Genomic DNA, 21796 nt, shown 5'->3' with positions numbered 1-21796 from the left:
GAGGGAGTGGATGAAGAGAGGTTTTGCGGCGCTCAGTCTAGGGGGTTTGGCCCTGGCCCAGGAGGCCCACCGGGTGGCCATCACCCATCCCGGTGGTTCTTACAACCAGGAGGTGGCCTTCCTCTACCCCTGGGTCTACTTCTTCTCCTTCTTGGTCTTCCTGGTGGTGGCCGGGGCCCTGGCCTATGTGGTCCTCAAGTTCCGGGCGAAGCCGGGCCAGGAAGGGGAGCCTCCCCAGATCCACGGGAACGACCGCCTCGAGGTGGTCTGGACCCTGATCCCCTTGGCCATCATCCTGGTCCTCTTCGGCCTCACGGCCAAGGCCCTCGTCCAGGTGAACCGGCCCATCCCCGGCAGCCTCAAGGTGGAGGTCACGGGCTACCAGTTCTGGTGGGACTTTAACTACCCTGAGCTCGGCTTTAGAAACTCCAACGAGCTCATCCTCCCCGCCGGGGTGCCCGTGGAGCTGGAGATCACCTCCAAGGACGTGATCCACTCCTTCTGGGTGCCGGGGCTTGCCGGCAAGCGGGACGCCATTCCGGGACAAAAGACTCTTCTTCACTTCACCCCCAAGGAGCCCGGCAACTACTACGGCTTCTGCGCCGAACTCTGTGGGCCAAGCCACTCCCGCATGCTCTTCCGCGTGGTGGTCCTCCCCAAGGAGGAGTTTGACCGCTTCGTGGAGGCGGCCAAGGCCTCCCCAGCCCCGGTGGCCGACGCCAAGGGGCAAGAAGTCTTCCAGCAGAACTGCGCGGCTTGCCACGGCGTGGCCCGGAGCATGCCCCCTGCGGTCATCGGACCCGAGCTGGGGCTTTTCGGAAACCGCACCAGTCTGGCGGCGGGCATCGTGGAGAACACCCCGGAAAACCTCAAGGCCTGGATCAAGGATCCCACCGCCCTGAAGCCCGGGGCGAAGATGCCCGGCTTCCCTCAGCTTTCCGAAGGCGAACTGGACGCCTTGGTGCGCTACCTCGAGGGCCTGAAGGTGGAGGGCGTGGACTTCAAGGCCCTTCCCAAGTTCTAGGAGGTTAGGAGATGGCCATCGCCACCAAGCCAAAGACCGGTTTCTGGGCGCTCCTTTGGGACCTGCTCACCACGGTAGACCACAAGAAGATCGGCCTCATGTACACGGCCACCGCCTTCTTCGCCTTCGCCCTGGCGGGGGTTTTCTCCCTCCTCATCCGCACCCAGCTGGCGGTGCCCAACAACCACTTCCTCACCGGGGAGCAGTACAACCAGATCCTCACCCTCCACGGGGCCACCATGCTCTTCTTCTTCATCATCCAGGCCGGGCTCACCGGCTTCGGCAACTTCGTGGTGCCCCTGATGCTGGGGGCGAGGGACGTGGCCCTCCCCCGGGTGAACGCCTTCAGCTACTGGGCCTTCCTGGGGGCCATCCTCCTCGCCCTGATGAGCTACCTCTTCCCCGGCGGGGCCCCGGCGGTGGGCTGGACCTTCTACTACCCCTTCTCCGTGCAGTCGGGAAGCGGGGTGAGCTTCTACATGGCGGCCATCCTCCTTCTGGGCTTCTCCAGCCTCCTGGGCAACGCCAACTTCATCGCCACCATCTATAACCTGAGGGCCCAGGGGATGAGCCTCTGGAAGATGCCCATCTACGTCTGGAGCGTCTTCGCCGCCAGCGTCCTCAACCTCTTCTCCTTGGCGGGGCTCACCTCGGCCACCCTCCTCGTCCTCCTGGACCGGAAGATCGGCCTCACCTGGTTCAACCCGGACATCGGCGGGGACCCCGTCCTCTTCCAGCAGTTCTTCTGGTTCTACTCCCACCCCACGGTCTACGTGATGCTCCTCCCTTACCTCGGCATCCTCGCCGAGGTGGCCTCCACCTTCGCCAGGAAGCCCCTCTTCGGCTACCGGCAGATGGTCTGGGCCCAGATGGGGATCGTGGTCCTGGGCACCATGGTCTGGGCCCACCACATGTTCACCGTGGGGGAGAGCACCCTCTTCCAGATCGCCTTCGCCTTCTTCACCGCCCTCATCGCCGTGCCCACGGGGGTGAAGCTCTTCAACATCATCGGCACCCTCTGGGGCGGGCACCTCCAGATGAAGACCCCCCTCCTTTGGGTCTTGGGCTTCATCTTCAACTTCCTCCTGGGGGGCATCACCGGGGTCATGCTCTCCATGACCCCCCTGGACTACCACTTCCAGGACTCCTACTTCGTGGTGGCCCACTTCCACAACGTCCTCATGGCGGGTTCGGGCTTCGGGGCCTTCGCCGGGCTTTACTACTGGTGGCCCAAGATGACGGGCCGGATGTACGACGAGAGGCTGGGCCGGCTCCACTTCTGGCTCTTCCTGGTGGGCTACCTCCTCACCTTCCTGCCCCAGTACGTCTTGGGTTACCTGGGCATGCCCCGGCGCTACTACACCTACAACGCCGACATTGCCGGCTGGCCCGAGCTCAACCTCCTCTCCACCCTCGGGGCCTACATCCTGGGCCTGGGCGGCCTGGTCTGGATCTACGCCATGTGGAAGAGCCTGCGCTCTGGCCCCAAGGCCCCCGAGAACCCCTGGGGCGGCTACACCCTGGAGTGGCTCACCGCCTCGCCCCCCAAGGCCCACAACTTTGACGCCCAGCTTCCCGCCGAGTTCCCCTCCGAAAGGCCCCTCTACGACTGGAAGAAGAAGGGGGTGGAGCTCAAGCCCGAGGACCCGGGCCACATCCACCTGCCCAACAGCTCCTTCTGGCCCTTCTACGCGGCGGCCACCCTTTTCGCCTTCTTCGTGAGCGTGGCCGCATTGCCGGTGCCCAACGTCTGGATGTGGGTCTTCCTGGCCCTCTTCGCCTACGGCCTCGTGCGCTGGGCCCTGGAGGACGAGTACAGCCACCCGGTGGAGCACCACACCGTCACGGGCAAGTCCAACGCCTGGATGGGGATGGCCTGGTTCATCGTCTCCGAGGTGGGCCTCTTCGCCGTCCTCATCGCCGGCTACCTCTACCTGCGCCTCTCCGGGGCGGCCACGCCCCCTGAGGAAAGGCCCGCCCTGTGGCTCGCCCTCCTCAACACCTTCTTCCTGGTGAGCTCCTCCTTCACCGTGCACTTCGCCCACCACGACCTCCGCCGGGGCCGGTTCAACCCCTTCCGCTTCGGGCTTCTGGTCACCATCCTCCTCGGGGTGCTCTTCTTCCTCTTCCAGGCCTGGGAGTTCTACCAGTTCCACCACCACTCCAGCTGGCAGGAGAACCTGTGGACGGCGGCCTTCTTCACCGTCGTGGGCCTCCACGGCCTGCACGTGGTGATCGGGGGCTTTGGCCTTGTCCTCGCCTACCTCCAGGCCCTCAGGGGCAAGATCACCCCGCACCACCACGGCACCCTCGAGGCCGCCAGCATGTACTGGCACCTGGTGGACGCCGTCTGGCTCTTCATCGTCACCATCTTCTACCTCTGGTAGCCCTTCTTGCCCAGGGCCCCTGCCTGCGGGCGGGGGCCTTGGCTATAGATAAGTAGGGGATGCGGCTCTTGGTGGTGGACTTCGACTACTTCTTCCCCGTGCCCCAGGACCCCAAGGACCCCCTGGCGCCCCTCTTCGCCTGGGCCCACTTTGAGACCCCCTACTACCTCCTCGAGGCCTGGGAGGAAAGGGCCCTGGCCTTCCTCCTCCGGGGGCTTCCCCTGCCCGAGGCCCGGGGGTGGGAGGGGTTTTGGGGGCGCTTCGCCTTCGCCCCGGGGGCGGTGCTCTACTACGCCGAAAGCAACGCCCTCGCCTTCCACCCCGAGGTGCGCCGGGGCGTGGAGGAGGTGGTCCTCTTGGACGCCCACCACGACGCGGGCTACCGCCCCTTGGGGGAAGTCCCCGCCTGCGACGACTGGATGGTCTTCTACCACCGCCAGGGGGTAAGGCTTCGGGTCTATTACCCCCCCTGGCGGGACCCCTCCTTAGAGCCCGAGCCAAAGGTGCCCCTGGCCCGGGAGGTGGACCCCGGGGGGAAGCTTCCGGGGGAGTTCCACCGGGTCTTCCTCTGCCGGAGCGGGGCCTGGGTGCCCCCTTGGGCCGACCCCGGGTTTTTCGCCCTCCTGGAGGAGGCACCCCTCCTCAAGCGGGCCCTCGAGGCCCTTTCTCCCCGGCCCTTTGACCTGGAGGCCCTGAGGCGGCGGGCGGGGGAGGAGGCCTTGGGCCTTTTCATCATGGAAAGCTTGCGCAGGGCCTTTTAGCCCCCTATAATCGGGAAGGCTTTGGGCCGTTAGCTCAGCTGGCAGAGCAACCGACTTTTAATCGGTAGGTCGCAGGTTCGAATCCTGCACGGCCCACCAGACCTGCCCCCTCCGGCTTCCCGGCCGGAGGGGGTTTTGCCAGCATGGGGTGGTATCGGGCTGCGGAACCCGGTGCGGGCCCTTAGGATGGAGGGCATGGCGGAGCCCGCGCGGGTGGTGGTGGGGCTTTCGGGAGCGAGCGGCATGCCCTACGCCCTGGACCTCCTGGAAGCCTTGAGGGGGGTGGCGGAGGTGCACCTGGTGATCTCCCAGGGGGCCAAGAGGGTGCTTTGGGAGGAGATGGGCCTAAGCCCCAAGGACCTCTACCCCTTGGCGGCCCGGGTCTACAAGGACCAGGACCTAGGGGCGCCCATCGCCTCGGGCTCCTTCCCCACCCGGGGGATGGTGGTCGTCCCTTGCTCCGCCACCACCCTGGCCAAGGTGGCCTATGGCCTCGCCGACACCCTCCTCACCCGGGCGGCCTACGTGCACCTGAAGGAGCGCCGCCCCCTGATCCTGGTGCCCCGGGAGACCCCCCTCTCCCTCCCCACCCTCAGGGCCATGGTCCAGGCGGCGGAGGCCGGGGCCACCGTCCTCCCGGCGAGCCCCGGCTTCTACCACCGCCCCAAGGAGATCTCCGAGCTCCTGGGCTTCATCACCCAGCGCATCCTGGACCACCTGGGCCTTCCCGGAAAGCGCGCCAAGAGGTGGGGTGAGGAATGACGCTTTTTTACCGACCTGCGGTGATACGATAGGGCCGATGACCCTCACCCAGGAACAGAAGCTGGTCTTGGACACGGTGCGCCAGGTGGCCAAGGAGATCCTCTATCCCCTGGCCCCCGAGTACGACCGCAAGGGGGAGTACCCCTGGCCCCAGCTTCGGGCCTTGGCGGAGCTCGGCTTCCTCGGCATGACCACCCCGGAGGCGTGGGGCGGGGTGGGGCTGGACTCCGTGACCTGGGTCCTGGCCCTGGAGGAGATCGCCGCCGCCGACCCAAGCGTGGCCGTCATCGTCTCCGTGACCAGCGGCCTCCCCCAGTACATGCTCCTCCGTTTCGGGAGCGAGGCCCAGAAGCGGCGCTACCTCGTCCCCCTGGCCCGGGGGGAGTGGATCGGGGCCTTCTGCCTCACCGAGCCCCAGGCGGGCTCCGACGCCAAAAGCCTCCGCGCCGAGGCGCGGCGGGTCAAGGGCGGGTTCGTGCTGAACGGGGTCAAGAGCTGGATCACCTCCGCGGGCCACGCCCACCTCTACGTGGTCATGGCCCGCACGGAGAAGGGGATCAGCGCCTTTTTGGTGGAGAAGGGCACCCCGGGGCTTTCCTTCGGCCGCCCCGAGGAGAAGATGGGTCTCCACGCGGCCCACACCGCCGAGGTGCGCCTCGAGGAGGTCTTCGTCCCCGAGGAGAACCTCCTGGGGGAGGAGGGGCGGGGCCTGGCTTATGCCCTCGCGGGCCTGGACTCGGGGCGGGTGGGGGTGGCGGCCCAGGCGGTGGGCATCGCCCGCGGGGCTTACGAGATCGCCAAGGCCTACGCCGACCAGAGGGAGCAGTTCGGGAAGAAGCTCCGCGAGCACCAGGCCATCGCCTTCAAGATCGCCGACATGCACGTGAGGATCGCCGCCGCCCGCGCCTTGGTCCTCGAGGCCGCCAGGAAGAAAGACCGGGGGGAGCGGTTCACCCTCGAGGCCAGCGCTGCCAAACTCTTCGCGAGCCAGGTGGCCGTGGAGGTGACCCGGGAGGCGGTCCAGGTCCTAGGAGGCTATGGCTACCACCGGGACTACCGGGTGGAGCGCTACTACCGGGACGCCAAGGTGACGGAGATCTACGAGGGGACCTCGGAGATTCAGCGCCTGGTCATCGCCCGGGAGCTCTACTCCTCTTGAGGCCACCCCTTCCTTTTCTCATGCCTCTTCCTTAGGGTGGGAAGGGTATGGTCCGCCGCCTCCTCTCCCTCTCCCGGCCCCTGTACTGGCTCTACGAGAAGCGCCTCCTGAAGGAGGTGAAGCGGGGCCCCATGCCCCGGCACCTGGGCCTCATCCTGGACGGAAACCGCCGCTACGCCCGCGCCTTGGGCCTTTCCCCCACCAAGGGGCACGAGTTCGGGGTGCAGAAGGCCTACGAGGTCCTGGAGTGGTGCCTGGAGATGGGCATCCGGACCGTCACCGTATGGGTTTTCTCCACCGATAACTTCCGCCGCTCCCCCGAGGAGGTGGAGACCCTGATGGGCCTCTTCGTGCGCGAGGCGGAGAGGATGGCCCAGGACCACCGCATCCTGGAGAACCAGGTGCGGGTGCGGGTGATCGGCCGACGGGAAGGGTTTTCCGAGGAGGTGCTCCGGGCTTTGGAGCGCCTGGAGGAGCGCACCCGGGCCCACCAGGGCATGTTCCTCAACATCGCCTTGGGCTACGGGGGGCGGGAGGAGATCGTGGACGCCGTAAAGCGGCTTCTTCTGGAGGCGGAGGCCCAGGGCCTTTCCCCCAAGGAGGTGGCCGAACGCCTCACCCCCGAGGACATCGCCCGCCACCTCTACACCGCCGGGCTTCCCGACCCCGACTTCATCATCCGCACCTCGGGGGAGATCCGGCTTTCCGGCTTCCTCCTCTGGCAGTCCGCCTACTCGGAGTTTTACTTCGCCGATGTGCTCTGGCCCGAGTTCCGAAAGATTGACTTCCTGCGCGCCCTAAGGAGCTACCAGGCCCGCGAAAGGCGGTTTGGGCGTTGACAAGTTGCGGGTTTTCGTATACCCTTACGGACAAGATGCTGGCCCGCGAGAAAAAACTCGGCCGCCGGGGGGTAGGATAGCCCTCTTAAGGGTTCCTTATCCCCCGGCCCGAGTTCGGGCCGGTTTTCTTTTAGGGGAGGGGCGTATGCGGGAATGGAAGATCATAGACTCCACCTTACGGGAAGGGGAGCAGTTTGAACGGGCCAACTTCTCCACCCAGGACAAGATAGAGATCGCCAAGGCCCTGGACGCCTTCGGCATCGAGTACATCGAGGTCACCACCCCCGTGGCCTCGCCGCAGTCCCGCAGGGACGCCGAGGTCCTCGCCTCCTTGGGCCTCAAGGCCAAGGTGGTGACCCACATTCAGACCCGCCTGGACGCGGCCAAGGTGGCGGTGGAGACCGGGGTGCAGGGGATTGACCTCCTCTTCGGCACCAGCAAGTACCTAAGGGCCGCCCACGGGCGGGACATTCCCCGGATCATCGCCGAGGCCCAGGAGGTGATCCAATACATCCGGGAAAACGCCCCCCACGTGGAGGTGCGCTTTTCCGCCGAGGACACTTTCCGCTCGGACGAGCACGACCTTTTGGCCATCTACCAGGCCATCGCTCCCTACGTGGACCGGGTGGGCCTGGCGGACACCGTGGGCGTGGCCACGCCCCGGCAGGTCTACGCCCTGGTGCGGGAGGTGCGGCGGGTGGTGGGGCCCAGGGTGGACATCGAGTTCCACGGCCACAACGACACCGGGTGCGCCGTCGCCAACGCCTTTGAGGCCATCGAAGCCGGGGCCACCCACGTGGACACCACCATCCTGGGGATCGGGGAGCGAAACGGCATCACCCCCTTAGGGGGGTTCCTCGCCCGCATGTACACCCTCCAGCCCGAGTACGTGCGCGGGAAGTACAGGCTGGAGATGCTCCCCGAGCTGGACCGGATGGTGGCCAGGATGGTGGGGGTGGAGATCCCCTTCAACAACTACATCACCGGGGAGACGGCCTTCAGCCACAAGGCGGGGATGCACCTGAAGGCCATTTACATCAACCCCGAGTCCTACGAGCCCTACCCCCCGGAGGTCTTCGGGGTGCGGCGGAAGCTCATCATCGCCTCGAGGCTCACCGGGCGGCACGCCATCAAGGCGCGGGCGGAGGAGCTCGGCCTCCACTACGGGGAGGAGGAGCTCCACCGGGTCACCCAGCACATCAAGGCCCTGGCCGACCGGGGCCAGCTCACCCTGGAGGAGCTGGACCGCATCCTTAGGGAGTGGATCACGGCATGAGGCTAGAGGTTCCGGAACTCCTCCTCGGTGAGGCCGATGTCCTTGAGAATGCCTAGAAAAGTGCCTTTCTTAAGCTCCTTGCGGTGGAAGGGGACCACGGTGCGCCGCCCGTCGGGGTGCAGGAAGACGCGGTGGCTACCTTTCCCCCCGGCCTCTTCAAAACCCAAGCGCTTCAGCTTGCGCACCACTTCTTCGGGTCTAGGCGGCATTCACCTGGACTTCCACCCACTCCTCGTCGGGTTCGGGGATGGGGAGGTTTCTGGCCCGAAGGGCTTCCAACATGGCCTCGAGGGCTTCCCGGACGTTTTGGATGGCCTCTTCCCGCGTGTCCCCGTCCGAGCGCACCCCGGGTACCGCAGGGACCTCGGCAAGCCAAACCCCGGGCTCCTCGGGATCAGGGTAAACCCGGATCCAATACCGGCCCATAGCCGCATTATAGGCAAAGGAAGGTAAGGGAGGACGAAGATGCCCCAAACCTTAGCGGAAAAGATCCTCTCCCACAAGGTGGGAAGGCCCGTGGGGGCGGGGGAGCTTGTGGTGGTGGAGGTGGACCAGGTGATGGTGGTGGACTCCATCGCCGGGAGCTTCTTCAAGCGCCTGGAGTACCTCCAGGCCACCCCCCGCTACCCGGAAAGGGTCTCCATCGTCATAGACCACGTGGCCCCGGCGGCGAACCTGGAGGTGGCCAAGGCGCAGAAGGAGATCCGGGAGTGGGGCAAGCGGCACGGCATCCGGGTCTTTGACGTGGGGAGGGGGGTGTGCCACCAGGTCCTCATAGAGGAGGGCCTGGCCCAGCCGGGGTGGGTGGTGGTGGGCTCGGACAGCCACTCCACCACCTACGGGGCGGTGGGGGCCTTCGGCACGGGGATGGGGGCCACGGACATCGCCTTGGCGGCGGCGAGCGGGCGCACCTGGCTTCGGGTGCCCGAGAGCGTCAAGGTGGTCTTCCGGGGAAGGCTCCCCAAGGGGGTCACGGCCAAGGACGCCGCCCTGGAGATGGTCCGCCTCCTCACCGCCGAAGGGGCCACCTACATGGCGGTGGAGATCCACCTCTTGGACGGGGCGGAGGCCCTCACGCGGGGCGAACGCATGACCCTCGCCAACCTCACCGTGGAGGCGGGGGCCAAGGCGGGGCTCGTGGTGCCGAGCGGGGAGATCCTGGAGATGTACCGGGTGCCCGACTGGCTCTACCCCGACCCCAACGCCCGCTACGCCAAGGAGGTGGAGATAGACCTTTCCGCCCTCACCCCCAGGGTCTCTGTCCCCTTCTACGTGGACAACGTCCACGAGGTGGCCGAGGTCAAGGGCAAGCGGGTGGACCAGGTCTTCATCGGCACCTGCACCAACGGCCGCATTGAGGACCTCCGGGCGGCGGCGGAGGTGCTAAGGGGGAGGAAGGTGGCCCCTTGGGTGCGGCTTCTGGTGGTCCCGGCGAGCGCCCAGGTCCTGGAGGAGGCGGCCAGGGACGGCACCCTCCTCGCCCTCCTCGAGGCCGGGGCCACCCTCGGCACCCCGGGGTGCGGCCCCTGCATGGGGCGGCACATGGGGGTCTTGGCCCCCGGAGAGGTGTGCGTCTCCACCTCCAACCGCAACTTCCGGGGTCGCATGGGAGCCCCGGACGCCGAGATCTACCTGGCAAGCCCCCGCGTGGCGGCGGCCAGCGCCGTGGCGGGTTACCTCACCACCCCCGAAGAGCTGGAGGAGGCCCATGCCTAGGGTCTGGAAGTTCGGCGACCAGATCAACACCGACGACATCCTTCCCGGAAAGTACGCCCCCTTCATGGTGGGGGAGGACCGGTTCCACCTCTACGCCTTCGCCCACCTACGGCCCGGCTTCGCGGAGGAGGTGCGCCCCGGGGACATCCTGGTCTTCGGGCGGAACGCCGGGCTCGGCTCTAGCCGCGAGTACGCCCCCGAGGCCCTAAAGCGCCTCGGCGTCCGGGCCGTCATCGCCAAAAGCTACGCCCGCATCTTCTTCCGCAACCTGGTGAACCTGGGGATCGTCCCCTTTGAGTCGGAGGAGGTGGTGGATGCGCTAAAAGACGGCGACGAGGTGGAGTTGGACCTGGAAAGCGGGGTGCTCACCCGGGGGGAGGAGCGCTTTGCCCTCCGTCCCCCGCCCCCCTTCCTCCTGGAGGCGCTCAAGGAGGGCTCCCTCCTGGACTACTACAAGAAGCACGGGCGCTTCCCGGGGGAGTAGACTCTAGTCATGGAGGACCTGGAGATCGTCTGTCCGGTGTGCGGCGAGGCCAGCCTGGTGCTGGCGGAGGACCTGGAGACCCTGGAGGTCGGGGATGTGCTGGAGTGCGAGGCCTGCGGGGCCTTCCTGGAGGTGGTCTCCCTGGACCCCTTGGAGGTGGAGGTGACGGAGGAGGGCCTGGAGGGCTTCTTCGTGGACTGCCCCCGCTGCGGCCACACCTTTGAGGTTTCCGAGGAGGACCAGGGCCAGGAGGTGGAGTGCCCCGAGTGCGGCTTCCGCTTTGTCCCCGACTGGAGCGAGGTAGAGGAGGATGAGGAATGGTAGGGACCTGTCCTGAGTGCGGCGCGGAGCTTCGGCTGGAAAACCCAGAGCTTGGCGAACTTGTGGTCTGCGAGGACTGCGGCGCGGAGCTGGAGGTGGTGGGGCTTGACCCCTTGAGGCTCGAGCCCGCCCCCGAGGAGGCAGAAGACTGGGGGGAGTAATACCGCCCCACGCCGGCCTGGTGGGTATGAGGGCTCCTGGCAGGGCCTAGTACCCCTTTTCTGGAGGTTAGATGCTGGCCATCCTCTACGACCGCATCCGCCCCGATGAGCGGATGCTCTTTGAGCGGGCCGAGGCCCTGGGCCTCCCCTACAAGAAGGTCTACGTCCCCGCCCTGCCCATGGTCCTGGGGGAGAGGCCCGAGGAGCTGGAGGGGGTCACGGTGGCCCTGGAACGGTGCGTGAGCCAAAGCCGGGGCCTCGCCGCCGCCCGCTACCTCACCGCCTTGGGCATCCCGGTGGTGAACCGCCCCGAGGTCATGGAGGTCTGCGGGGACAAGTGGGCCACGAGCGTGGCCTTGGCCCGGGCGGGCCTTCCCCAGCCAAGGACCGCCTTGGCCACGGACCGGGAGGAGGCTTTAAGGCTCATGGAGGCCTTCGGCTACCCCGTGGTGCTGAAGCCCGTGATCGGGAGCTGGGGCCGCCTCCTCGCCAAGGTCACGGACCGGGCTGCGGCGGAGGCCCTTCTGGAGCACAAGGAGGTCCTGGGGGGGTTCCAGCACCAGCTTTTTTACATCCAGGAGTACGTGGAGAAGCCCGGGCGGGACATAAGGGTCTTCGTGGTGGGGAAGAGGGCCATCGCCGCCATCTACCGGAAAAGCCCCCACTGGATCACCAACACCGCCCGGGGCGGAGAGGCGGAAAACTGCCCCCTCACCGAGGAGATCGCCCGGCTTGCCGTGGGGGCGGCGGAGGCCGTGGGGGGCGGGGTGGTGGCCGTGGACCTCTTGGAGTCGCCGAGGGGCCTCCTCGTCAACGAGGTGAACCACACCATGGAGTTCAAGAACTCCGTGCACACCACCGGGGTGGACATCCCCGGGGAAATTCTGAAGTACACCTGGAGCCTGGCCTCATGACCTTGCGGGAAGCGGTGGAGCGGTTGGTGGCGGCCTTGGCCCCCGAGGAGGTCTGGCTCTTCGGCTCTTGGGCCCGGGGGGAGGCCGGGCCGGACTCGGACGTGGACCTCCTGGTGGTGGTGCCCTACGAAGGGGATCCCAAGGAGCTCACCCTCCGGGGGTACAGGGTCCTGAGGGGGCGGGGCTTTCCCCTGGACCTCTTGGTCTACCCCCGTGCCCTCGTGGAGCAGAGGCTCGGGGAGGGGAGCCTTCTTCTCCGGGAGATTTTCCGGGAGGGGCGGTGCCTCTATGCGCGGGGAAGCGGAAAGGTGGCTTAGTCGGGCCCTCGAGGACCTGGACGCGGCCTTCTCCCTGGAGGCCTCCCGCCACCCCGATGTCCTGGCCTTTCTGGCGCAACAGGCGGTGGAAAAGGCGCTGAAGGCCGTCTGGGTAGAGCTTGGCCTCCTTCCACCCCGCACCCACGACCTGGCCTACCTTTGGGAAGAGGTGGAGGATAGGGTGAAGGCGTCTTTGAACCCCGACCATCTGGACTTTCTGACCCGCTTTGGCGTCCAGGCCCGCTACCCTGACCTGGAAGTTCGGCCGGAAGAGGCCCGGGAAGCCCTTTCCCTGGCCCAAGCCCTGGTGGAGGAGCTTAGGAGGTGGCTCCATGACCGGTAAGAAAACCCTTTCCATCGTGGGGGCCTCGGGGTACGCCGGGGGGGAGTTCTTAAGGCTCGCCCTTTCCCACCCCCATCTGGAGGTGAAGCAGGTGACCTCGAGGCGCTTCGCAGGCGAGCCCGTCCACTTCGTCCACCCCAACCTCCGAGGACGCACGAACCTCAAGTTCGTCCCCCCCGAGGCCCTGGAGCCCGCGGACATCCTGGTCCTGGCCCTGCCCCACGGGGTCTTCGCCCGGGAGTTTGACCGCTACAGCGCCCTCGCCCCGGTGCTCATAGACCTCTCCGCCGACTTCCGCCTGAAGGACCTCGAGCTCTACCGCAGGTACTACGGGGAGCATCCCCGGCCCGACCTCCTTGGCCGCTTCGTCTACGCCGTGCCCGAGCTTTACCGGGAGGCCCTTAAGGGGGCGGACTGGATCGCCGGGGCCGGGTGCAACGCCACGGCCACCCTCCTCGGCCTCTACCCCCTCCTCAAGGCCGGGGTCCTGAAGCCCGCTCCCATCTTCGTCACCCTCCTCATCTCCACCTCGGCGGGGGGGGCCGAGGCCAGCCCGGCGAGCCACCACCCCGAAAGGGCCGGGTCCATCCGGGTCTACAAGCCCACGGGCCACCGCCACACCGCCGAGGTGGTGGAAAACCTCCCGGGCCGCCCCGAGGTCCACCTCACCGCCATCGCCACCGACCGGGTGCGGGGGATCCTCATGACCGCCCAGTGCTTCCTCCAGGACGGCTGGAGCGAAAGGGACGTCTGGCAGGCCTACAGGGAGGTCTACGCCGGGGAGCCCTTCGTCCGCCTCGTCAAGCAGAAGAAGGGCATCCACCGCTACCCCGACCCCCGGTTTGTCCAGGGCACCAACTACGCCGACATCGGCTTTGAGCTGGAGGAGGACACGGGTAGGCTCGTGGTCATGACGGCCATTGACAACCTGGTGAAGGGCACCGCGGGCCACGCCCTCCAGGCCCTAAACCTCCGCATGGGCTGGCCCGAGACCCTGGGGTTGGACTTCCCGGGGCTTCACCCCTAAGGCCAACCGCTTGGCAGGGGAGGTGAGCTTGTGATCGTGGTCAAGGTGGGAGGCGCCGAGGGGATCAACTACGAGGCCGTGGCCAAGGACGCGGCCTCCTTGTGGAAGGAGGGGGTGAGGCTCCTTCTCGTTCACGGGGGGAGTGCGGAAACCAACAAGGTGGCCGAGGCCCTGGGCCACCCGCCCCGCTTCCTCACCCACCCCGGGGGGCAGGTGAGCCGCCTCACCGACCGGAGGACCCTGGAGATCTTTGAGATGGTCTACTGCGGCCTGGTGAACAAGCGCCTGGTGGAGCTTCTGCAAAAGGAGGGGGCGAACGCCATCGGCCTTTCCGGCTTGGACGGAAGGCTTTTTTTGGGCCGGAGGAAGACGGCGGTCAAGTACGTGGAAGACGGCAAGGTCAAGATCCACCGGGGGGACTACACCGGGACCGTGGAGGAGGTGAACAAGGCCCTTTTGGACCTCCTCCTTCAGGCGGGCTACCTCCCCGTGCTGACCCCGCCCGCCTTAAGCTACGAGAACGAGGCCATCAACACCGACGGGGACCAGATCGCCGCCCTCCTCGCCCGGACCTACGGGGCCGAGGCCCTCGTCTACCTCTCCAACGTCCCCGGCCTCCTCGCCCGCTACCCCGACGAGGCCTCCTTGGTGCGGGAGATCCCCGTGGACAGGGTGGAGGACCCGGAGTACCTGGCCCTGGCCCAAGGGAGGATGAAGCGGAAGGTCATGGGAGCGGTGGAGGCGGTGCGGGGCGGGGTCAAGCGGGTGGTCTTCGCCGACGCCCGGGTGGAAAACCCCATAAGGCGGGCCCTTTCCGGGGAAGGCACCGTGGTACGCTAGGGCCATGGCGCGCTTCGCCCTGGTCCTCCACGCCCACCTCCCCTACGTGCGGGCCCACGGGATGTGGCCCTTTGGGGAGGAGACCCTCTACGAGGCCATGGCCGAGACCTACCTGCCCCTCCTCCGGGTCTTGGAGCGGCTTCACGCTGAGGGGGTGGAGGCCCGCTTCACCCTGGGGATCACCCCCATCCTGGCAGAGCAGCTGGCCGACGCCCGGGTCCGAGAGGGCTTTCTGGCCTACGCCAGGGACCGCCTGGAAAGGGCCCAGAGGGACTACCTGCGCTACCGGGGAACCGAGCTGGAAAAGAGCGCCCGCCACCAGGTGGCCTTCTTTGAGCTCACCCTGGACCACTTCCACCACCTGGGAGGGGACCTCCTGGGCCCCTTCCGGCGGGCCCAGGAAAGGGGGCAGATAGAGCTCCTCACCTCCAACGCCACCCACGGCTACTCCCCCCTTCTGGGCTACGAGGAGGCCCTCTGGGCCCAGATCAAGACCGGGGTGGCCACCTACCGCCGCCACTTCGCCAAGGACCCCACGGGCTTCTGGCTTCCCGAGATGGCCTACCGGCCTAAAGGCTTCTGGAAGCCCCCGGTGGCGGGCCCTCCCGAAGGCCTTAGGGCCGGGGTGGACGAGCTTTTGATGCGGGCCGGGATCCGCTACACCTTCGTGGACGCCCACCTGGTCCAGGGGGGCGAGCCCCTCTCCCCTTACGGGGAGGCCGCCTTGGGCCCCGTGGAGAGCCAGGAGGCCACCTACCACGTCCACGAGCTGGAGTCGGGCCTTCGGGTCCTCGCCCGCAACCCGGAGACCGCCCTCCAGGTGTGGAGCGCCGACTACGGCTACCCGGGGGAGGGGCTTTACCGGGAGTTCCACCGCAAGGACCCCCTCTCCGGCCTCCACCACTGGCGGGTGACCCACCGCAAGGCCGACCTCGCGGAGAAGGCCCCCTACGACCCCGAGGCGGCCTTCGCCAAGGCGGAGGAGCACGCCCGCCACTTCCTGGAGCTCGTGGAGCGCCTCGCCGAGCGGCACCCCGAGGGGGTGATCCTCTCCCCCTACGACGCCGAGCTCTTCGGCCACTGGTGGTACGAGGGGGTGGCCTGGCTCGAGGCCGTCCTGAGGCTTCTCGCCCAAAGCCCCAAGGTGCGGCCCGTGACCGCGCGGGAGGCGGTGCAGGGCCCCGCGGTGCGGACCGCCTTGCCTGAGGGCTCCTGGGGCCGGGGCGGGGACCACCGGGTCTGGCTCAACGAGAAGACCCTGGACTACTGGGAAAAGGTCTACCGGGCGGAGGGGGCCATGCGGGAGGCGGTGCGGCAGGGGGTCCTCCCCCCAGGGGTGTTGCAGCAGGCCATGCGGGAGCTTCTCCTTTTGGAGGCCTCCGACTGGCCCTTCCTCATGGACACCGGGCAGGCGGAGGCCTACGCCAAGGAGCGGTACGAGGAGCACGCCCGGGCCTTCTTCCACCTCCTCAAGGGCGTCTCCCCGGAGGAGCTTAGGGCCTTGGAGGAGCGGGACAACCCCTTCCCAGAGGCCAACCCCCGCCTCTACCTTCCCCAGGAGGCTTGATGCAGGAGGTGCGCCACGCCGTCCTCCAGTTCCGCCCCGAGAAGAGCCGGCTTGAGGAGAGCCTGAAGCGGCTAAAGGCCCACCTCGAGGCCCTCCGCTCCCACGCCCCCCAGGTGGTGGTCCTGCCCGAGGCCGCCCTCACCGGCTACTTCCTGCAAGGGGGGGTAAGGGAGCTCGCCCTCACCCGGTTTGAGCTTTTGGAGCTTTTGGCGGGGGTGTACGAGAAGGTGGGATGGGAAGGGCTTTTGGACGTGGTGGTGGGCTTCTACGAGCGGGACGAGGGGGCCTACTACAACAGCGCCGCCTACCTGGAGCTTCCCCACCGCGTGGTCCACGTCCACCGCAAGGTCTTCCTGCCCACCTACGGGGTCTTCGACGAGGAACGCTACCTGGCCCGGGGGAGGCGGGTGGAGGCCTTTAGGACCCGGTTCGGCCGGGCGGCCCTCCTCATCTGCGAGGACTTCTGGCACTCCCTCACCGCCACCATCGCCGCCCTGGACGGGGCGGAGGTGATCTACATCCCCGCGGCGAGCCCGGCTAGGGGCTTCCAGGGGGCGCGGCCCGAGAACGTGGAGAGGTGGCGCACCCTGGCCCAGGCGGTGGCGGCGGAGCACGGGCTTTACGTGGTGGTGGCGAGCCTGGTGGGGTTTGAGGGGGGGAAGGGGATGAGCGGGGGGAGCCTGGTGGTGGGGCCGGACGGGCGGGTCCTCGCCGAGGCCCCCCTCTTTGAGGAGGCGGCCCTCCTCTTCGCCTTGGACCGGGAGCGGATCCCCCCGGTGCGCTACGACAGCCCCCTCCTCTCCGACCTCGAGGCGGGCCTGCCCCTGCTTCTGCCCGATTTGCAAAGGGTCTTAGGGAGGCGGGATGCGGATTCTTGAGGCGCCCAAGGCCCAGGAGGTTCTGGAGCTCAACTGGCCCCTGGTGGTGGACTTCCTCACCCGGTTTATCCGGGAGGAGCTTTCCTGGCGGGGCTACGAGAAGGCCCTCGTGGCCGTCTCCGGCGGGGTGGACTCGGCCACCACCCTGGCCCTGGCGGTGCGGGCCCTGGGGAGGGAAGGGGTCCACGCCCTCTTCCTGCCCCACCGGGAGAGTAGCCCCACCTCCCGGGAGCACGCCTACCTGGTGGCCGAGACCTTCGGCGTGGCCCTGGAGGAGGTGGACATCACCCCCATGGTGGAGGCCTACGCCGCCCTCACCCCGGACCTCACCCCCCACCGCAAGGGAAACGTCATGGCCCGGGCGCGGATGATCGTCCTCTTTGACAAGTCCCAGGCCTACGGGGCCCTTCCTTTGGGCACGGGCAACAAGACGGAAAGGCTTTTCGGCTACTTCACCTGGCACGGGGACGACACGCCCCCCGTGAACCCCCTGGGGGACCTCTACAAGACCCAGGTCTGGCGGCTCGCCGAGCACCTGGGGGTGCCGGAGGAGGTGGTGAGGAAGCCCCCCACCGCCGACCTCATCCCCGGCCAGACGGACGAGGCCGACCTCGGGGTGCGCTACCTCCGGGCCGACGTGATCCTGGAGCACTACCTAAAGGGCTACTCCGACCAGTACATTCTGGGCCTGGGCTTCAGCGAGGAGGAGCTTAGGCGGGTGAAGGAGCGGGTGAACCGCACCCACTGGAAACGGGCCCTCCCCACCGTGGCCCTCCTCTCCTCCACAGGCGTAGGGGAGTTCTACCTGAGGCCTTTGGACTACCGCCCTTGAGGAGGCAGTATGGCGCGGGAGGTGGGTAAGGCAGGCAAGACCCTTTCCCGGAAGCTTTGGCGCTTGGCCGCCGTGGTCTTGGGCTTCGGTTTCGTGGTCTGGCTCTTGGTCAAGCTCTTCGTCCCCTGGATGGGGGCCCTGGCCCTTCCCCTCGCCTTCTTGGCCGTGGCGCGTTTGCTTCAGGACAGGGACGTGGAGCGCGAGGTGGTGGCCAAGGCGCGGGGCTACCGGGGCGAGTCACGGGTGGGCAAGGTCCTCGCTGGCCTACCTATGGGCTGGCGGATTTTCCACGACGTGGACCTAGGGGGTGAGAACGCCGACCACGTGGTGGTGGGCCCTCCCGGTGTCTTCAACGTGGAGGTGAAAAACTATAGTGGCCCCATAGAGGTGCGCCCCGATGGGCTTTGGGTCCGGGGAAGCAGGCGGGACGACCTTGTACGCCAGGCCTGGCGCCAGGCCCACAAGCTCAAAGAGCTCCTAGGCGTGGAGGTCCAGCCCGTCTTGGTGTTCGTGGGGAAGCGGCTGAAGGGGGCGGTGGGCCGCCTCCCCGTTTTGGGGGAGGAGGAGCTTTTGGGCTACCTAAAAGCCCAGCCCCACCGCTTGGCCTTTGAGGAGGCCCGTAAGCTGATGGCGGTTTTGGAGAGGAGGGTGCGATGATGGAGGACGCCTGGCTCAAGGAGCGCCTGGCCCGGGCCAAGACCATCGCCGTCCTCGGGGCCCACAAGGACCCCTCCCGCCCCGCCCGCTACGTGCCCCAATACCTTCGGGAGCAGGGCTACCGCGTCCTCCCCGTGAACCCCAGGTTCCAAGGGGAGGTGCTTTTCGGGGAAAAGGCGGTGGCGAGCCTTTTGGAGCTTCAGAGCCCCGTGGACATCCTGGACGTCTTCCGTCCTTCGTCCGCCCTCATGGACCACCTTCCGGAGGTCCTCGCCCTGAGGCCCGGCCTGGTCTGGCTCCAGCTGGGGATCCGCCACCCGGAGTTTGAAAGGGCCCTGGAAGAGGCGGGCATCCCCGTGGTGGCCGACCGCTGCCTCATGGTGGAGCACAAGCGCCTCTTCCGGGGCCCCCTCCCCCTCTAGCGTGGAAGCCTGGCAGGAAGTCCTCCTGGCCTGGTACCGCCGGCACGCCCGCCCCCTTCCCTGGCGGGGGGAGAAGGACCCCTACCGCCTCCTGGTCTCCGAGGTCCTCCTGCAACAGACCCGGGTGGCGCAAGCCATCCCCTACTACCACCGCTTTTTGGAGCGCTTTCCCACCCTAAAGGCCCTGGCCGCGGCCTCCCTGGAGGAGGTCCTGAGGGTTTGGCAGGGAGCGGGCTACTACCGGCGGGCGGCAAACCTTCACCGCCTGGCCCAAAGCGTGGGGGAGCTTCCCCGAAGCTTCGCCGAGCTTAAGGGGCTTCCCGGCCTCGGGCCTTACACCGCGGCGGCGGTGGCCTCCATGGCCTTCGGGGAACGGGTGGCGGCGGTGGACGGGAACGTGCGCCGCGTCCTCGCCCGCCTCTTCGCCCGGGAAACCCCCAAGGAGAAGGAGCTTTTCGCCTTGGCCCAGCGCCTCCTTCCCGAGGGCGAGGACCCGGGGATGTGGAACCAGGCCCTCATGGAGCTCGGGGCCACGGTCTGCCTGCCCCGGAACCCCCTCTGCGAAGCCTGTCCTCTAGCGGCCTTCTGCCAGGGTAGGGAAAACCCCGGGCGCTACCCCGGGCCCAGAAGGCGCCAGGTGAAGGAGGAAAGGCTCGTCGCCCTCGTCCTCCTCGGGCGGAAGGGGGTGCACCTGGAGAGGCTCGAGGGGCGATTTTCGGGCCTCTACGGCGTCCCCCTCTTCCCTCCAGAGGAGCTTCCCCTAAGGGAGGCGGCCTTCGGGGTGAGGTCTAGGCGCCTCGGTGAGGTGCGCCACGCCCTCACCCACCGGAGGCTTTTCGTGGAGGTGTGGGGGGCCCTTTGGCCGGGGGAGGGGGAGGACCCCTGGAAGAGGCCCCTACCCAAGCTCATGGAGAAGGTGCTCCGCAAGGCGCTTCCCCTCCTGGCTCATGCGGGCGTAGTCCCCCTCGAGGACGCATAGCCCCACGGCGTAAAGCCCCTCCAGGCGCTTGAGCCTGAAGGTGGCCTCCTCCCACTCCTCGGGGTGGAAGGCCAGGTAGCGCACCCGGTAGCCGGGGGTGGAGGGGGTCTCCGGCACCTCCCTCTCCCGCTCCACGAAGCGGAAGCCCAGGCGCAAGAGGTCCTCCAGGAGGTCGGGGTAGCTGGCCTCGGAAAGCCTTCCCGCCTCCTCCACCACCTCGCCCACGTGGAGCCTCGCCCCCAAAAAGCTTCCCACCGCGAGCACCACCCTCTCCGCCCGGGCCGGGGGGCCCTCCCAGGTCCTGACCCCCGCCGCCCGGCCCCCTTCCAGCAGAAGCCCCGTGGCCGTGGCCTGGAAGAGGTGGAGGTTCTTCTCGGCCTCCAGAAGGTACTTGGCCCGGGCGTGGAAGGCCCAGCCCCGGGGGTCTTCGGGGTCGTAGGCCCTCTCCAGAAGGCTTCCCGGGGGAAAGGGGGGCTTGGGGGGCAGGAAGGGCATCATGACCGAGTCCAGGCTCTGGGTGAGGAGGCCCACCCGCACCCCCGCTTGCGCCAGGCGGAAGGCAGCCTCGGTGCCGGAGAACCCCGCGCCCACGATGAGGACCTGGTACGCCGCCATACGCTAAAAGCCTAACCCCCCAGGCCAAGGCCTGGGGGGTGTTCTGGCGGGCCGTGAAGGACTCGAACCTCCAACCCCCGGTTTTGGAGACCGGTGCTCTGCCAGTTGAGCTAACGGCCCCCGTTCCCCAGGAATTGTAGCACACCTTGCCCCCTAGGCCAAGGGGTGGGGCCGAAAGGGATGGATCAATCCCCTTACGGGGCTAAGTGGTTTGCAACCGGGGTCGCCGTCCTCGCAACGGTCGCGCCCCTGGAGTTCATGTCGCATGTATCTTGCCCCCTGAGGGAGGCCCTACCGCTCCGGTCGCCGGGCCACCACGCCCGCGGGATTGATGGGTAGCCACCCGCCCCGGCCTCCCCGCCGCACAGTATCCCGGTCGTCAAAGACCGCATCCACATGGAAGGCCCACGGGGCCGGGTGGCCACCTCCCTCAGTCTACCCAAGGGAGAAAGACCATGCTCTGCGCAGGTATTGACGTCAGCAAGCCCCACCTGGACCTGGCCCTAGTCTCCGGCACCGCCAAGCCCATCCGCTTCCGCTTCCCCAACACCCCTGAAGGCCGCCAAGCCCTCCTCGCCGCCCTCGCCCACCTCCGCCCCGCCTGGGTGGCCCTGGAGCCCACCGGCGCCTACCACCTCCCCCTCCTCAAGCTCCTGGCGGAGAAGGGCCTCCAGGTGGCCCTGGTCAACCCCTACCACCTGGCCGCCTTCCGCCGGGCCGCGGGAGAGCGCCACAAGACCGACCGCCAGGACGCCCTCCTCCTCGCCCACTACGCCCGGGTCTACCGGGAAAGCCTCCGGGCCTACACCCTCCCCCCAGAAGCCCTCCAGGAGCTCAAGGCCCTGGTGGGCTACCGGGAGGATTTGGCCGGGCGGGAGCGGGCCATCCTCAACCAGCTGGAGGCGGCGGAATGGGCGGGGAGCAAGGAGGTCCTCGCCCTCCTCCAGAGGGAGCTGGCGTGCGTGAAGGGGCTCCTTGGGGAGGTGGAGGCCAGGGTCCAGGCCCTCCTCGCCGCCCTCCCCGAGGCGGAGGTGCTGATGGGCCTGCCCGGGGTGGGGCCCCAGGTGGCGGCGGCGGTGCTGGCCCTCCTGCCCCCGGAGCTTTGGGGCCGGGCGAAGAGGGCGGCCTCCTACGCGGGGCTCATCCCTGAGCGGGAGGAGTCGGGAAAGAGCGTGGAGAGGAGCCGCCTCTCCAAGAAAGGGCCTCCCCTCTTGCGGCGGAAGCTGTACATGGGGGCCCTGGTGGCGGTGCGCCATGACCCGGAGATGCGGGCCTTCTACCACCGCCTGCTCTCGCGGGGAAAAACGAAGAAGCAGGCGCTGGTGGCCGTGGCCCACAAGCTCCTCAGGCGGATGATGGGGAGGCTCAGGGAGTACTACGCCGCTCGGTTAGCCCAGGGGGTGGCTTGACGCTCAAGACAGTATCAATCCCCTTACGGGGCTAAGTGGTTTGCAACTTTTGAAAGCGAGAAAAAGGCCCATCGCCGTCGTGTCAAATGGCCCTTCTGGCAACGGG

General features: G+C 67.8%; 26 protein-coding genes and 2 tRNA genes. 24 read left to right on the top strand and 4 right to left on the bottom strand.

Annotation, left to right across the window (positions count from 1 at the left end; genetic code table 11):
• Positions 1 to 10: 10 nt before the first annotated feature.
• The 8 genes from coxB (at position 11) to lysS (ending at position 8208) form a co-directional block, all read left to right on the top strand.
• The gene (coxB, locus tag ACY5J6_RS11415) at positions 11 to 1024 is read left to right on the top strand and encodes a cytochrome c oxidase subunit II (protein ID WP_462845258.1); all 1014 of its coding nucleotides are present in this window, start codon (positions 11 to 13) and stop codon (positions 1022 to 1024) included.
• An 11-nt stretch (positions 1025 to 1035) separates the two neighbouring features.
• The gene (gene ctaD / locus ACY5J6_RS11410; protein WP_462845257.1) at positions 1036 to 3411 is read left to right on the top strand and encodes a cytochrome c oxidase subunit I; all 2376 of its coding nucleotides are present in this window, start codon (positions 1036 to 1038) and stop codon (positions 3409 to 3411) included.
• Between the two features lie 59 nt (positions 3412 to 3470).
• Positions 3471 to 4172: a hypothetical protein gene (locus ACY5J6_RS11405; protein ID WP_462845256.1), complete on the top strand. Its 702-nt coding sequence runs from the start codon at positions 3471 to 3473 to the stop codon at positions 4170 to 4172.
• A 23-nt stretch (positions 4173 to 4195) separates the two neighbouring features.
• Positions 4196 to 4271, top strand: a tRNA-Lys gene (locus ACY5J6_RS11400).
• 96 nt (positions 4272 to 4367) lie between these two features.
• Positions 4368 to 4934, top strand: a complete 567-nt coding sequence (locus tag ACY5J6_RS11395; protein ID WP_462845255.1) for a UbiX family flavin prenyltransferase — start codon at positions 4368 to 4370, stop codon at positions 4932 to 4934.
• A 37-nt stretch (positions 4935 to 4971) separates the two neighbouring features.
• Complete coding sequence (locus ACY5J6_RS11390) at positions 4972 to 6093, top strand: acyl-CoA dehydrogenase family protein (protein ID WP_462845254.1); 1122 nt, start codon at positions 4972 to 4974, stop codon at positions 6091 to 6093.
• Between the two features lie 47 nt (positions 6094 to 6140).
• Positions 6141 to 6932 (top strand): isoprenyl transferase, encoded by a 792-nt coding sequence (locus ACY5J6_RS11385; RefSeq protein ID WP_462845253.1) that lies wholly within the window; start codon positions 6141 to 6143, stop codon positions 6930 to 6932.
• A gap of 145 nt (positions 6933 to 7077) precedes the next feature.
• A complete protein-coding gene (gene lysS / locus ACY5J6_RS11380; RefSeq protein ID WP_462845252.1) occupies positions 7078 to 8208 on the top strand; it encodes a homocitrate synthase in 1131 nt (376 codons plus the stop codon).
• Positions 8209 to 8210: 2 nt separating this feature from the next.
• Here lysS and ACY5J6_RS11375 read toward each other — a convergent pair whose 3' ends face one another.
• Both ACY5J6_RS11375 and ACY5J6_RS11370 read right to left on the bottom strand, forming a co-directional pair.
• Positions 8211 to 8417, bottom strand: a complete 207-nt coding sequence (locus ACY5J6_RS11375) for a type II toxin-antitoxin system HicA family toxin (RefSeq protein WP_024119512.1) — start codon at positions 8415 to 8417, stop codon at positions 8211 to 8213.
• Complete coding sequence (locus tag ACY5J6_RS11370; RefSeq protein ID WP_347240559.1) at positions 8407 to 8634, bottom strand: type II toxin-antitoxin system HicB family antitoxin; 228 nt, start codon at positions 8632 to 8634, stop codon at positions 8407 to 8409. Before ACY5J6_RS11370 ends, ACY5J6_RS11375 begins: the two co-directional genes overlap by 11 nt.
• A gap of 39 nt (positions 8635 to 8673) precedes the next feature.
• Here ACY5J6_RS11370 and ACY5J6_RS11365 point away from each other — a divergent pair, with 39 nt between their 5' ends.
• The 15 genes from ACY5J6_RS11365 (at position 8674) to mutY (ending at position 19666) form a co-directional block, all read left to right on the top strand.
• The gene (locus ACY5J6_RS11365; protein WP_462845251.1) at positions 8674 to 9924 is read left to right on the top strand and encodes a 3-isopropylmalate dehydratase large subunit; all 1251 of its coding nucleotides are present in this window, start codon (positions 8674 to 8676) and stop codon (positions 9922 to 9924) included.
• On the top strand, positions 9917 to 10408 hold the full coding sequence (locus ACY5J6_RS11360; protein WP_462845250.1) for a LeuD/DmdB family oxidoreductase small subunit: 492 nt from the start codon (positions 9917 to 9919) through the stop codon (positions 10406 to 10408). Before ACY5J6_RS11365 ends, ACY5J6_RS11360 begins: the two co-directional genes overlap by 8 nt.
• Positions 10409 to 10417: 9 nt before the next feature.
• Positions 10418 to 10732 carry a TFIIB-type zinc ribbon-containing protein gene (locus tag ACY5J6_RS11355; RefSeq protein ID WP_462845249.1) on the top strand — a complete coding sequence of 105 codons (315 nt, stop codon included), beginning with the start codon at positions 10418 to 10420 and terminating at the stop codon, positions 10730 to 10732.
• Entirely contained in the window at positions 10726 to 10890 is a 165-nt protein-coding gene (gene lysW / locus ACY5J6_RS11350; protein WP_011229005.1) for a lysine biosynthesis protein LysW, read from the top strand. The genes ACY5J6_RS11355 and lysW overlap by 7 nt, the downstream gene beginning before the upstream one ends.
• 71 nt (positions 10891 to 10961) lie before the next feature.
• Positions 10962 to 11804, top strand: coding sequence for a lysine biosynthesis protein LysX (lysX, locus tag ACY5J6_RS11345; protein ID WP_462845248.1), 843 nt, complete (start codon positions 10962 to 10964; stop codon positions 11802 to 11804).
• Complete coding sequence (locus tag ACY5J6_RS11340) at positions 11801 to 12121, top strand: nucleotidyltransferase domain-containing protein (RefSeq protein ID WP_428715925.1); 321 nt, start codon at positions 11801 to 11803, stop codon at positions 12119 to 12121. The genes lysX and ACY5J6_RS11340 overlap by 4 nt, the downstream gene beginning before the upstream one ends.
• Positions 12093 to 12464 carry a HEPN domain-containing protein gene (locus tag ACY5J6_RS11335; RefSeq protein ID WP_462840915.1) on the top strand — a complete coding sequence of 124 codons (372 nt, stop codon included), beginning with the start codon at positions 12093 to 12095 and terminating at the stop codon, positions 12462 to 12464. The genes ACY5J6_RS11340 and ACY5J6_RS11335 overlap by 29 nt, the downstream gene beginning before the upstream one ends.
• Entirely contained in the window at positions 12454 to 13491 is a 1038-nt protein-coding gene (gene argC, locus ACY5J6_RS11330) for an N-acetyl-gamma-glutamyl-phosphate reductase (protein WP_462845247.1), read from the top strand. Before ACY5J6_RS11335 ends, argC begins: the two co-directional genes overlap by 11 nt.
• A 30-nt stretch (positions 13492 to 13521) precedes the next feature.
• On the top strand, positions 13522 to 14331 hold the full coding sequence (locus ACY5J6_RS11325; protein WP_462845246.1) for a [LysW]-aminoadipate kinase: 810 nt from the start codon (positions 13522 to 13524) through the stop codon (positions 14329 to 14331).
• 4 nt (positions 14332 to 14335) lie between these two features.
• Positions 14336 to 15898 carry a 1,4-alpha-glucan branching protein gene (locus tag ACY5J6_RS11320; protein WP_462845245.1) on the top strand — a complete coding sequence of 521 codons (1563 nt, stop codon included), beginning with the start codon at positions 14336 to 14338 and terminating at the stop codon, positions 15896 to 15898.
• The gene (locus tag ACY5J6_RS11315) at positions 15898 to 16776 is read left to right on the top strand and encodes a nitrilase-related carbon-nitrogen hydrolase (protein ID WP_462845244.1); all 879 of its coding nucleotides are present in this window, start codon (positions 15898 to 15900) and stop codon (positions 16774 to 16776) included. The genes ACY5J6_RS11320 and ACY5J6_RS11315 overlap by 1 nt, the downstream gene beginning before the upstream one ends.
• Positions 16763 to 17608, top strand: a complete 846-nt coding sequence (locus ACY5J6_RS11310; RefSeq protein ID WP_462845243.1) for an NAD+ synthase — start codon at positions 16763 to 16765, stop codon at positions 17606 to 17608. Before ACY5J6_RS11315 ends, ACY5J6_RS11310 begins: the two co-directional genes overlap by 14 nt.
• Positions 17609 to 17617: 9 nt before the next feature.
• Positions 17618 to 18265 (top strand): nuclease-related domain-containing protein, encoded by a 648-nt coding sequence (locus ACY5J6_RS11305; RefSeq protein ID WP_462842821.1) that lies wholly within the window; start codon positions 17618 to 17620, stop codon positions 18263 to 18265.
• Positions 18265 to 18687 carry a CoA-binding protein gene (locus ACY5J6_RS11300; protein ID WP_462846530.1) on the top strand — a complete coding sequence of 141 codons (423 nt, stop codon included), beginning with the start codon at positions 18265 to 18267 and terminating at the stop codon, positions 18685 to 18687. The genes ACY5J6_RS11305 and ACY5J6_RS11300 overlap by 1 nt, the downstream gene beginning before the upstream one ends.
• Position 18688: 1 nt before the next feature.
• Entirely contained in the window at positions 18689 to 19666 is a 978-nt protein-coding gene (gene mutY / locus ACY5J6_RS11295; RefSeq protein ID WP_462845242.1) for an A/G-specific adenine glycosylase MutY, read from the top strand.
• Here mutY and ACY5J6_RS11290 read toward each other — a convergent pair.
• Positions 19583 to 20281: an FAD-dependent oxidoreductase gene (locus ACY5J6_RS11290; RefSeq protein WP_462845241.1), complete on the bottom strand. Its 699-nt coding sequence runs from the start codon at positions 20279 to 20281 to the stop codon at positions 19583 to 19585. The genes mutY and ACY5J6_RS11290 overlap by 84 nt on opposite strands.
• Positions 20282 to 20325: 44 nt before the next feature.
• Positions 20326 to 20401 (bottom strand) — tRNA-Trp (locus ACY5J6_RS11285).
• 335 nt (positions 20402 to 20736) lie between these two features.
• On the opposite strand from ACY5J6_RS11285, the gene ACY5J6_RS11280 reads away from it, so the two are divergent.
• On the top strand, positions 20737 to 21690 hold the full coding sequence (locus ACY5J6_RS11280; protein WP_462845240.1) for an IS110 family RNA-guided transposase: 954 nt from the start codon (positions 20737 to 20739) through the stop codon (positions 21688 to 21690).
• Positions 21691 to 21796: the final 106 nt, after the last annotated feature.

Source organism: Thermus sp. H19.2, from assembly GCF_054979525.1.
The sequence above is the reverse complement of the archived record's forward strand: the minus strand, read 5'-3'. Positions and strand labels throughout refer to the sequence as shown.